The following is a 12,537-nucleotide window of genomic DNA, read 5'->3' as shown; positions in this document are numbered from 1 at the left end:
TCTAATACAGACAGGCTGGTTCGTATATTACGGTGTTATATGCTTCGCCCGTTTGGGGCACGGTGTGGTGACGAGCCACTTTTGGATCGTACTGGATAATCAACGCCCTTGATACTAGCGCTTAGGAAAAGGAGGACCATATGCCGTAATCAAACGGTTCTATTTACAGCTATAATCAAAGATTCTTGTGAATCCTTTAGTTAAAGAATGCCTAAAACCCTTGTGCAACAAAGATTTCAGGCATTTTGGCTAAATTAAAAAACATATCCACTTTCTACTCTGTGTATTTTTCGGCTTTGCTCCATGCTGCTTCCTGAAGTTTACGCCATAAAATTTTACCTGTGCCGGAGACCGGAAGACTTTCAACGAATTCTACAATGCGTGGATACTTATATGCAGCCATCTGCTCCTTTGCCCAATCGATAATTTCCTGTTCACTAGTAAGCCCTCTCTGCTCTTCCCGCAGCACAATGAACGCTTTCACTTCCTCTCCTTTACGTTCGTCTGGCACTCCGATTACGCACGCCTGAAGAATGGACGGATGCTGATACAAAATCGATTCTACTTCAGACGGCCAAATTTTAAAGCCCGATGCGTTAATCATTCGTTTCACACGGTCCACGATAAAGAAATAGCCTTCCTCATCAAAACGAGCGATATCTCCGGTTCGGAAAAACACTTTTCCATTTAATTCAATAAAAGCCTGCTCGTTTTCTTCTGGACGTTGCCAATATCCTTTACATACCTGCGGACCATTTACAATAATCTCGCCCTCTTCTCCAACCCCTTTCTCTTCCAGCGTATCCGGGTCGATGATTCGTGCGTCAACGTCAAACGCAGGAACACCCAGACACTGTAACTTCGGACGCTCCATTGGATTAAAGTGTGTCTGGGCCATCGTTTCTGAAAGCCCATAGCCCTCCACAAATCGCAATCCAGTCACGTCAAATAGCTTTTTACCTACGGCTTCCGGCAACGGAGCCCCTCCCCCGTCTATCACCTGCAAAGAGCTAATATCGTAGCGTGAAAGATTCGGATTCGCCAGAAAATCAACAACCATCGTACTGATACACGTCCAGTGGGTACAACCGTAACGCTCGATGATTGCAGCGACCGTATCACGCTCCCAGCGTGTAAGTACTACCATTGTGGCACCTGTATAAATAGGAGCATGCATGCTGTGTACCATGCCAGTAACATGGAAAAGTGGCAACGTACATAAGACACGTGCTTCCGATGTCAGCGTTCCCCATAATACTGTTGACACAGTGTTAGCCTGAATAGTGGAATGAGGGTGCATGCACCCTTTCGGTTTGCCTGTCGTACCGGATGTATAAGGTAGAACAGCTAAATCATTCGCCACTGTATCCGGAAAGTTAGATACGATATCGCAGCCTGCCGCCTCATTCCATGAAATCACAGATGATATCCGCACTGCTACTCGCGGGGCCTTTACTATATCTGGAACTTCTAGCGTATCTTCCTGACAATAATCAGAATAGGTCGCCAAAATGATATGTTCGAGGACTGTTGTGGAAACAAGTGGCTCGATTCGGGAATACAGTTCTTGTGCAACGAATCCTAAACGGGTATTCCCGTCTTGAATGTAATGAATAAGCTCCTCGGTCATATTCATCGGATTCACCGGAACGACAACAGCACCCGCACGTAAAATCGCATAGTACGCAATAATAAACTGAGGGCTATTTTGCATATATAACAGTATGCGTTCTCCTTTTTGGACCCCTTGCATGATAAGATAGCTAGCCATCCTGTTCACTTCCTGGAGCAATTTCCGATATGACATTGCTGTACCATAATACATAACAGCCGTTTTGTTTGGATATCTTCGCGCGGTTACTTCTAGGTTGTCATACAACGTTGTTTCCGGAACCGTAAGTGACGTTGGCATACGTACAGGCCAGTGTGCAAAATGCGCGTGGACCATTCTTACATCCCTCCAAATGATTAATAATATTTTCGCAGAAACAGCCGTATGTTGAGTCACAACCATTTTCATAAGTGAGTAAACAAATAGAAAGCGCTTTCGTTCTTGGTACAAACTATTTACATCTGATTTGATAAATCGGTACATTTTGTGGTGGGCGGGAGCGGTCGGAAAAAGACACACTAGCCTTTTTTCTGCCGGAGCGCAGGGGCGCATCCGGTCTATGAAGGCGTGTACCCGACATAGCAATCTTCTCCTCCTTTGACTAGCGCTTTTCGTTCATTAAGATACGGCACCATATCGAAGATCCCGCGCTGCGCTATAAAATAGATGTCTTCTTCCATCTTAAACCGTTGCAGCATCTGGCCTACGCGCGAGGACAGCAGAATATTCTCGGTACATTCTCCTGCGCCGCGATAAAATTCGCGCGCAGTAAACGCAGCGTCGGTCATCTCCCATTCGACGTTCTGTTCACAAAGCAAGCAGTCCAGTACATAGCCAGCTCCATAAAAGTCCTCCATTGAAAATTCACCCGAGGAACCAGCACAGACCAGGATGATAGTGTCGTCGGCATGATTTGCACGAAGTGCTCGGGCTACTGCCTTACCGTTAAGCAAGGAGGCTGCGTAAATACGTTTGGCGGGGGCTGCCTTGTGTATTGCTACCGTCCCATTCGTTGTGGACAGGATGACGGTCTTTTTCTGAATGTGACGCTTCAAGGCAAGGGGATTTGGATTAAGGAAGCCTTCCAACGTTATCCCTTCATATTCCCCCACAAGTATGAAGCTGTCAGGTACTCTGTTCTCCGCTTCCTTGAGGGCTTCCTTCCCATGTAACACAGGTATGATTTCTTTTGCTCCATAATAAAGTCCTGCCACAATAGTCGAAGTCGCTAGAAGCACATCGAAGACGACCGCTATTTTCCCCTGAATTTTCTCTGTATCTATATCTTCTTTGCGCATTAGAACATGCACTTTCCCCATCGGCTTCCCCCATTATTCTTTATGTTCCGCGCATTGCAGCGCGTGTAGCATGAGCGCATAGACAAACTGATTAAGGTCTGCGAAGCGTTCGTCTTTCGTCTGCCCCATTTTCCAACGGTAATAAATTTGCTGGCAAATAACAGCAAGCTTAAAATAAGCAAATGTCAAATAAAAATGAATGCCTGATATATCCCGTCCGCTCTTTTTGGCATACGCTTCTAAAAACTGTGTACGCGTCATAAAGCCGGGGGTCACTGTCAATGGAGGGTGCCCCAATCCGCGCTGTAAAGCGGGTGGGTCATCTTTCTCCACCCAATAGCCCAAGGCAGCACCGAGGTCTGCCAGCGGGTCACCCACCGTCGTCATTTCCCAGTCGAATACACCTGTCATCCGTGTTACATCCTCACCCGAAAACATAACGTTGTTGAGCTTGTAATCATAATGGATGACAGTTGGGGCTGGAGATACCGGAATGGAATCAGTTAACCATGCTTTAATCCGCTCCGCCTCCGGAATATCATCTGTTTTCGCACGCTCATAACGGCCAATCCAGCCTTGAACCTGCCGTTCCATAAATCCTTCCGGTCGGCTCAACGCTGTGAGCCCTGTTTCCCGGTACGGCACATCATGCAATTCAACCAACGTATCGACCATCGTCTCTGAAATCCTCATACCAAGGTCAGGTGTATAATCCACATAGGCAGGGAAAGCTTTATCCAGTACAACTCCCCTCCGCCTCTCCATAACAAAGAACGGACTACCGATGACAGATGTATTTTCACAATATAGATACGGCTTTGGAGCCAACGGGAAAAACGGGTGAAGTTCCTTTAAAATTTCATACTCACGCTTCATATCGTGAGCTTTGGGCGCTACGGGACCGAAAGGAGGACGGCGTATGACTGCCTCCCAGTCCCCGATGTTGATTTGATATGTTAGATTAGAATGGCCCGCTCCAAATTGCTCAACATGCATCTGTTCATTTCCCAGCATTTCCAGATGCTGTCGAAGATAGGTTTCCAGCGATGCAAAGTTCAGCTCTTCTCCTTGACGAACAGGGATGGTGTCTTTCGGCGTCGCATCTTGCTTAGTCATCGTACGACCTCCTTTTTGTGACTAACACTCGGAAACAACATTCAGCATTTACTGGATTACATAGCTGACATCCCACCATCGACTACCAGCACGGCTCCTGTAACAAAATCAGAGGCTTGCGATGCCAGGAATACGGCACTTCCTTTCAAATCATGGTCGGACCCGTAACGCTTCAACGGCGTATAACCTAAAATGTATTCCCCCCCACGGCTAAGCAGCTCCTTGGACATTTTCGTAGGGAAAAATCCGGGGGCGATAGCGTTGACATTCACCCCATATTCACCCCATTTCACCGCAAGGTCTCTAGTAAATGAAATGACGGCTCCTTTACTGGCGCTATATCCGACTGCATCCATGAAACGAGGGTCACAGCCAGTTAAGCCTGCAACAGAGGCGATGTTAATAATTTTGCCAGCCTTGCGCCCAATCATCACTTTTCCAACTGCTTGCGACATGAGGAATGTTCCAGTTATGTTGATATCCATTACTTTATTCCAGGCTTCCAGCGGCATATCGGTCACGGGAGCACCCCAGGATGCACCGCTATTATTTACTAAAATATCAATATTGCCAAACCGTTCTAGTGTTTGATCAACGATCCGCTGTACATCCTGCGGCTCACGTACATCACACGGCAGTGCCAGGCACTGTACACCTGTTTCATGTATGATTCGCTCAGCCGTATCTTCGCACGATTCCACACGGCGCGAGCAAAGCACAAGATTAGCTCCTGCTTCAGCGTACCCTTGGGCAATTTGCGCACCAAGCCCGCGGCCGCCTCCGGTTATGATGGCCGTTTTTCCGGTTAAATCAAATAGTTGACTAATATGCATATAGGTTTGCTCCTTTTGTTGCTTTATTTCGTAAGCGCATTCAGCTTCTCATATGGTTTTAGCTCCATTTTTGCGATAGCTGATTTATGAACCTCATCTGGCCCGTCCGCCAGCCGAAGCGTCCGTGCGTTTGCCCAATGGGCAGCCAGTGGAAAATCATCGCTTACACCGGCGGCACCAAGCGCCTGAATGGCACGATCTAATACTTGAAGCGCTATATTTGGAGCAACTACCTTAATCATCGCAATTTCTTTTTTGGCTGCCTTGTTTCCAACGGTATCCATCATATAGGCGGCTTTCAATGTTAAAAGACGTGCCTGCTCGATTTCGATGCGCGAGGTAGCGATCCAGTCCTGTATAACACCCTGTTGAGCCAGCGTTTTTCCGAAAGCTACCCGTTTTTGAACACGCTTGCATAATTCCTCCAGTGCTCGCTCTGCCGCCCCAATTAAACGCATGCAATGATGAATGCGCCCGGGTCCTAGCCGCCCCTGGGCAATTGCAAATCCTTTGCCCTCCTCCCAAATTATTGCATCAGACGGTACACGAACATGATCATAATCGATTTCTGCGTGCCCATGCGGTGCATGATCATACCCGAATACCGGTAGCATGCGTTTAATATGGACACCGGGTGTGTCAAGCGGCACAAGAATCATAGACTGCTGCTCATAACGGGAAGCTTCCGGGTTGGTTTTGCCCATAACAATGGCAATCTGGCATCGTGGATCACCTGCGCCTGAAGACCACCATTTTCGTCCGTTCACAACGTATTCATCTCCATTGCGCTCAATAGATGCCTCGATGTTGGTAGCATCTGATGAAGCAACATCCGGCTCTGTCATCGAGAAGCAAGAACGGATTTCTCCCTCCAGAAGCGGAGCCAGCCACCTGTCTTTTTGCTCTCTTGTTCCATAGCGGACCAGCACTTCCATATTTCCAGTATCTGGAGCCGCGCAATTGAATACTTCTGGTGCAATAAACGAGCGTCCCATAATTTCACATAGTGGCGCATATTCGAGATTGGTCAGCCCCGCGCCATACTCACTGTCAGGCAGAAATAAATTCCATAGGCCCGCTTCTTTGGCCGATTGTTTCATTTCCTCCATCACCGGTGGAATACTCCAGCGACTTTCTGCACAATTGAGTTGTTCTTCATACGTTTTTTCATTTGGATATACGATCTCCTCCATGAATTCGATAAGCGTTCTCTGAAGCTTCTGGATCTTTTCTGTATAATCGAAGTTCATCATATCCCTCCCTATTTTTAAAAATGATATAGTACTGCTTACACGCAACATACTGACCGGATAGTATGTTATCTAAAAAACAATATAATCTATATTTTCCAAAAATTCAAGCCGACTATATGTTCTATTTACCTCCTCTTCTATTATAGTATATGAAGCTATTCATAACATATAACAGAAATAAGCCCGTTCCAGCGCAACTCAATGGCTATTTCCATGCGCAGAACGAGCTTATTTCTATCCGGTTAAACAAAGCGTATTATTAAAATATGCGCTTTGCCCCATAATACTGATAGTTTTTGTAATACCAGTCAAGATTATCGATACGTACATTCTTAGTGGCAGCATGTGCCATTTGATTATCTCCTATGTATACCCCAACATGAGTAATTGTGCCTTTTTTCTCCGAGTCGAAGAAAAGTAAATCTCCCGGCTTTAGTTCCTCATCACTTACGCTCTGTCCAGCATCGAACTGTTCCAATGATGTGCGTGGCAACGTGACACCTAGCTCATTGAATACGTAGGAAGTGAAGCCGCTGCAATCGAATCCTTCCAGTGTTGTGCCACCCCACTTGTACGGAACGCCAAGCAGATTATTAATAACCGCGTTCATCTGTCTTTCATCAAAATCCCGGGTTCCTTCCCTGGAAGACTTTGCCGTACTTACTTGATTCGTCGCTACTGTTGTCGATTTGGTCGGTTGCTCCTTTTTTGGCGGAGCTGGAGTAACATTCTTCTTTGCCTGATTAGCTGATAGCACGGTCGTACTACGGTTGCTCGGATTCGCCGCTACATACCCGGATGTCGTAGACGCCTGTGTACCTGAGCCACTGCGGGAAGCCAAAGTCGTTGACGGTATATTCAAGACTTGTCCCATTTTGATTACATCGCTGGTTAATTTGTTCGCCTTTTTTAGTTCGTCAATTGATACTCCGAACCTTTGACTGAGTTTGAACAGGGTGTCATCTTTGCTTACAGTATATGAAGCGGCGGACACCGGCGTCGCGATGACCATGGAGAAGAGCGCGGCCAATGCTAGTTTTTTCATCTTTTTCTCACCATCCCAAACAATTGTCCGTTTTCTTTCACATAGCATACTGCTGATTTAGTAGATTCATAGTAGTAGGAGGTATGTATCTATACGTAACTTTATCTACAATCTTATTCTAGCTTTATTTGCTAGACATGGGTATTGTTTTTTTTATGAAAATATACATTAGTCCAAAAGAACCTATTTTTCATAGGTTTATTTTGCTAATTAATCTTACACATGGAAATATAAAAATGAAATAAATAGGGCGAACCGCCATAGTAACATAAAACCCGATGCTTCCTTGTTACAGAAAACATCGGGTTTCTTATATTACTTAACCAATTGTCCACGCGTTACGCCTAACTGATTGGTAGCCTTCAGCGTGCGCCATACGCTCGTTCCGGTACGGCTTCCATTAAGCGCCTCCCGATACAAATGCAACACTTCACGTACCTTATCGGCATCTTCTTCCAGAAACTCCACACGATATTCCTGTACACCAAGCTCACGGAAATTCGTAATATATTCGGCCCCGGATTGCTCGATTGCATTATAGACTGTATTACGGCAGCCGATGTCCACCCGTACTGGATGCGACATGCCAATACGATCCTGCAAAGATACGCGATGACTTTCACACGGACGCCCACAGTTCGTATAATCCGTTCCTTCACTAAGAAATGTGCAGTATACACAGTGTTCAGTATGGAACATTGGCAGATGTTGATGAATAACCAGTTCGATGCGTTCGGTTGGAGATGCTGCCAACATATCTACCATTTGCTGTATATTCAAATCATATGATGGAGTTACCTTCTCAAGCCCATGCTCAAGAAAAAGTTCCGCAGCTTTATGGTTTGCAATGTTAAGCGAAAAATCTCCAAAGAGCGGGATTTTCACACCTGCTTGCTTAAAATACTGCAAAGCGCCGGTATTGCGCACAAGAATGGCATCCGGATTTGCCCGCAGCATGCCGTTCAGCACGCCCTGTTCGCCAGGCATATGAATGCGTGGTGTCGCAAGTGCAATCTTTTTACCATACTGCCGTACCGCTTCTACCGCTTCTGGATAATCGCGTGTAAATTCAAAATCGGCATAGATGTAATCAACATCCGTCTGCGCTGAAGCATGAATTTGTTCCATCGTACGACACAAAGAAATAAGCTTTGGCATTTCCTGTGCTGTGTTATTGCCGACCGTTCGAGCACGGCTGCTTTCGTTGACGATTTTGCGTTTAATATAGGTACGTGGCTGTTCGCGCTTGATGACAAGCTGTTCCACCGCTTCGCGGCGCATACGATTTAGCTCTTTCACTGGAACAATTACATCGCCTTGAAGCTCCATCTTTAATTCAGCCAGTTCATACACTGTACCACCGAGACGCCCCCATTGTTCATGCAGGTACTCCCCGGTAAGCGGACGTTTCACCGCCTGCTCCAGCCTCACTTCAGACGCTATGGTTACCTCGCCGCCTGTTTTGATGTCGCGCCAGATTGATACGAGAGGTTCACCTGCCCTGCCTGTTACATGCACAGCAAGCGGGAACGGACGGTACGGATAATCCGTCTCAAATGTTTTACGTAGCTTACGATCCAGCTCGGGATCATTCGTTTTCCATATTTTATCGCCGACATGCACGCGACTTAATTGGACATCGCGGCGTCCCGGAACGATTTCAATAAGTCCTTCCCGTGCCCCTCCTTCGATTTTCCGTCCTTTTCTGCGAAGGTCATACACACGGCCGCCTTCTTCTTTTTCCTGCGGGTTTCCTGCATCGAATACGATACCATCACCACGCTTTAGCGGCGCATGCAGTTCACATAGCACAGCATCTTTCAGCACTTTTTTCACTGTACCCAGATACACACCCCGACTTTTCGGAAAAGTACCGTCAACCAGTTGCTTATTATTCGTGCCTTTAAGAAATCCGTGTGTAAATCCACGGCTAAAGCTCTGCTGGAGCTCACGAAGCTCTTCGGTAGACGGCTCATATTGTTCGCCTTCGAAATATTCATCGATCGCTTTGCGATATTTGCTGACGACATTAGCCACATACTCCGGTGACTTCAAACGTCCCTCGATTTTAAACGAAGTGACTCCAGCCTCAATTAATTCAGGAATCAAATCAATCGCCGCCAAATCTTTCGGTGAAAGCAAGTAAGCAATATTACCCATCTCCTTCTGAATACCATCGACAATTAAGTCATACGGCAAACGACAGGCTTGAGCACATTCACCACGATTCGCTGAACGGCCGCCCCACATCTCAGAAGTAAGACATTGGCCAGAATATGATACGCACAGGGCTCCATGTACAAACACTTCCAAAGGAGTATCTGTTTTTCCGGCAATGGTTTTAATGTGCTTTAGATTGTTTTCGCGCCCCAGTACGACCACTTCGAGATTATACTCCTTCATAAAGTCTACTGCTTCCGGCGATGTAATCGTCATCTGTGTAGAGCCGTGGATCGGAAAATCAGGCGAAATCTCACGAATAAGCTTCACCAGCCCCATATCTTGTACGATAACAGCATCTACACCTGCCTCGATACAGGCATCTACCAGTATTTGTGCTTCTTTCATTTCATCTTCAAATACAAGAATATTAAATGTCAAAAAACCTTTGACACCGTATTTATGAAGGTATGCCATAATCTCCGGTAGTTCTTCCATCTTGAAATTATCCGCTCTTGCTCTTGCGTTAAACTTCTCAACCCCGAAGAAAACCGCATTTGCACCATTCGTTACCGCCGCTCGAAGACACTCCCAGTTTCCGGCAGGCGCTAGCAGTTCTACCATATCTCTTGTGATTGCGGTCACTCTTCTCCATCCTTCCTTTTCTTTGTGCATATGTTCATGAGCCATCTGCTGCGGCTTCGGCGGATATTCCGCGTCATGCATGCAGACGGCGGGCGTATCACATTTTGCGTTATCCAAACTAATACTATACGCTATTTCTTTCATTTTCACCATCGTAACATAGCTCTATTCCCATATGTTATATAAAAAACGCTCTGTCTTCCGCTATCATGTAAGGGACAGAGCGTTGTTTCTAATTTCGTTTGTTTCGAAGCTTTTTACAACTGTGTTCCTTTATTCTCTGAACAGGTCTCCATATATTCGCGATAACGTCGATGTACCGTAGCCCGCGACGCTTCATAGCCCAGCCCACGCAGCGTTAGAGCAATTTCTTCGAACGTCAATTTTTTACTGCGAAGCTTGATAATCTCTTCCATAGGCAAATCATTGCGCTTGCGGCCTCCCTGGTCAGTGTTCTTCAAGTTGTGTTCAGGGCGGAACCCTTCAGCAATAGCACGCTGCATTCCACGGGAAATTTTATGATTGGTTAAGCGCCGCTGATATTCTTCTACAACAGCCAGAATTTCCAGTACCATGCCTTCCATCTCACTCACTCTTAGCTCGCCTTGATTATCTAGTGAGAATACTTTCCCTTCCAGCTTGCGTATCTGATGCAGGAGAGCGATTTTGCTGTTACCACGGCCTAATCTAGACTCATCTTGTACAAGTATGGCCGCAAGCTCTCCATCTGACATAGCTTCAAGAAGGGTCAGTAATCCTGGACGTTCAAGTTCGAATCCACTTTCTTGTTCAGCGACTTCCCGGACAACAGTCCAACCATTTTGCGCTGCATATTGCCGCAATTCCTCCGCCTGCCGCCTCAAGCTTGTCTCCTGTTCCTTGCGTTCGGTGCTAACTCTTGCGTACAGTCCTACATTCATCTTTTCACCCCCATCGCTTCTCCAATATTGCTCTGTATTATGTATAAAACCCTCCATATATGGGGAGGGTTCTTGTTAGTGCTTATATTTTTTCTTTTTGGATAACGGTCCTACTTCTTTGCCGCTTTCATCGACAAGGCGAATGGAATCAAGGTTGGCTTTAAGCGAGCCACGCACTGCTTGAATGTATTCATTACGAAGCGCCGCTTGTTCGGCTTTCTCTTCTTTCGTTAAGCCAGTGCTCTTCGATTTTGCCGCCAATTCGTTAATCCGGCGAATCTTTTCTTCGGTAACCATGCGAATGGAATTCTCCTCTCTATACATAGCATGTTCACCCATTATAGCACGGATCACTTATTCATCAAACTTTCTTGTTCATCGCTATTTTATTGGGATAATGATATGGTCGCCCGGTTGTATAATGGCAGATTGAAGCTGGTTCTCTTTTTGAATATAAAACAATAATTCATTCACCGACATACCCGCTTGTTCATTATACTGATCAGCAATTCTCCAAAGTGTGTCGCCAGGCTCCACTACTACCTCTATACTGCTAGACGTGTTCTCTTTACCGCCCGTATTAATAGATGCAAACACTAAATTCGCCATACTGAGGATAGCTGCGCTGACAATTACTCCAATAAACAATGATTTCTTATTCATGTGTTATCCCCCTTCTATTGTCTTCATTTCTGATATTGAATATGTATGCTTGTCTATGTAAGATAGAACCGAAACAAAATAAGAACGTGCGTTCTTTTTTATATTAAGCAGAACGAATGTTCCTGTCAATAAAAAATTAGAACTTATGTTTGTGTCTAAGAACAAATGTTGGTATAATGGGAACAATAAAAGATTCCATAGAATGGGGTGTGTTGGTATGAAGAAACTATCCAGCCGTCAGCTCGCCATCCTGGATTACATAAAGAAAGAAGTCAAGGATAAAGGCTATCCGCCTTCTGTACGGGAAATCGGAGAGGCAGTAGGACTTGCCTCCAGTTCTACTGTACATGGGCATTTAGCCCGTCTGGAGAAGAAAGGCTTAATCCGTCGCGATCCAACCAAGCCGCGTGCGATTGAGATTCTGGACGGAAATCGAGCAGGCAATACAAATGCAATGGAGACAGTCAAGACAGTAACTGTGCCCGTTATGGGGAAAGTTACAGCAGGTATGCCTATTACAGCCGTGGAAAATGTGGAAGAATACTTTGTTCTTCCGGAGAACATGGTAGGTAGCGATACGGTCTACATGCTTCGTATTCAAGGCGAAAGTATGATTGATGCGGGGATTCTGGACGGCGATTACGTTATTGTCCGTCAACAGCAAAGTGCCAATAACGGCGATATCGTTGTGGCGATGACAGAAGAAGACGAGGCGACAGTAAAGCGTATATTCAAAGAACGGAACCACATCCGACTGCAACCGGAGAATCCGACTATGGAGCCGATTTTGCTTCCTACAGTAACTGTGCTGGGCAAAGTCATCGGTGTGTACCGTAATATCCACTAATCACTCTGATGAAAAGATGTTTATTATGCTATATGCTTGTAGTAAATAAGAACCTTGTTGCTTTTGCGACAAGGTTCTTTTCATACTTTTCATCTGTTTTATTATAAATGCCCAAGGGTGTTGATTATCCAGTATGATCCAGAGT

At 45.7% G+C, this 12,537-nt stretch carries 11 protein-coding genes; 1 reads left to right on the top strand and 10 read right to left on the bottom strand.

What is annotated here, in order from left to right; translation table 11 throughout:
- Positions 1-274: 274 nt before the first annotated feature.
- The 10 genes from HMPREF0083_RS20835 to yneA form a co-directional block, all read right to left on the bottom strand.
- Positions 275-1,948, bottom strand: a complete 1,674-nt coding sequence (locus HMPREF0083_RS20835; protein WP_040304209.1) for a long-chain fatty acid--CoA ligase — start codon at positions 1,946-1,948, stop codon at positions 275-277.
- 221 nt (positions 1,949-2,169) lie between these two features.
- Complete coding sequence (locus HMPREF0083_RS20830) at positions 2,170-2,931, bottom strand: 2-phosphosulfolactate phosphatase (RefSeq protein ID WP_021623739.1); 762 nt, start codon at positions 2,929-2,931, stop codon at positions 2,170-2,172.
- A 12-nt stretch (positions 2,932-2,943) separates the two neighbouring features.
- Positions 2,944-4,026 carry a phosphotransferase family protein gene (locus HMPREF0083_RS20825; RefSeq protein ID WP_021623738.1) on the bottom strand — a complete coding sequence of 361 codons (1,083 nt, stop codon included), beginning with the start codon at positions 4,024-4,026 and terminating at the stop codon, positions 2,944-2,946.
- 56 nt (positions 4,027-4,082) lie between these two features.
- Positions 4,083-4,859 carry an SDR family oxidoreductase gene (locus tag HMPREF0083_RS20820; protein WP_021623737.1) on the bottom strand — a complete coding sequence of 259 codons (777 nt, stop codon included), beginning with the start codon at positions 4,857-4,859 and terminating at the stop codon, positions 4,083-4,085.
- Between the two features lie 23 nt (positions 4,860-4,882).
- On the bottom strand, positions 4,883-6,109 hold the full coding sequence (locus HMPREF0083_RS20815; RefSeq protein ID WP_040304208.1) for an acyl-CoA dehydrogenase family protein: 1,227 nt from the start codon (positions 6,107-6,109) through the stop codon (positions 4,883-4,885).
- 262 nt (positions 6,110-6,371) lie between these two features.
- On the bottom strand, positions 6,372-7,157 hold the full coding sequence (locus HMPREF0083_RS26600; protein ID WP_051354744.1) for a C40 family peptidase: 786 nt from the start codon (positions 7,155-7,157) through the stop codon (positions 6,372-6,374).
- Between the two features lie 315 nt (positions 7,158-7,472).
- Complete coding sequence (locus HMPREF0083_RS20805) at positions 7,473-9,992, bottom strand: U32 family peptidase (protein WP_081696142.1); 2,520 nt, start codon at positions 9,990-9,992, stop codon at positions 7,473-7,475.
- Between the two features lie 227 nt (positions 9,993-10,219).
- Positions 10,220-10,882, bottom strand: coding sequence for a YneB family resolvase-like protein (locus tag HMPREF0083_RS20800; RefSeq protein WP_040304206.1), 663 nt, complete (start codon positions 10,880-10,882; stop codon positions 10,220-10,222).
- 75 nt (positions 10,883-10,957) lie between these two features.
- On the bottom strand, positions 10,958-11,206 hold the full coding sequence (locus HMPREF0083_RS20795; RefSeq protein ID WP_240961472.1) for a DUF896 domain-containing protein: 249 nt from the start codon (positions 11,204-11,206) through the stop codon (positions 10,958-10,960).
- Positions 11,207-11,263: 57 nt separating this feature from the next.
- Positions 11,264-11,545 (bottom strand): cell division suppressor protein YneA, encoded by a 282-nt coding sequence (gene yneA / locus HMPREF0083_RS20790; protein ID WP_021623731.1) that lies wholly within the window; start codon positions 11,543-11,545, stop codon positions 11,264-11,266.
- Positions 11,546-11,762: 217 nt separating this feature from the next.
- Between yneA and lexA the strand changes: the two genes are divergently transcribed.
- Positions 11,763-12,392, top strand: a complete 630-nt coding sequence (lexA, locus tag HMPREF0083_RS20785) for a transcriptional repressor LexA (protein WP_040304201.1) — start codon at positions 11,763-11,765, stop codon at positions 12,390-12,392.
- Positions 12,393-12,537: the final 145 nt, after the last annotated feature.

The organism is Aneurinibacillus aneurinilyticus ATCC 12856 (assembly GCF_000466385.1).
In the GTDB taxonomy this organism is placed as follows: Bacteria; Bacillota; Bacilli; order Aneurinibacillales; family Aneurinibacillaceae; genus Aneurinibacillus; species Aneurinibacillus aneurinilyticus.
The sequence above is the reverse complement of the archived record's forward strand: the minus strand, read 5'-3'. Positions and strand labels throughout refer to the sequence as shown.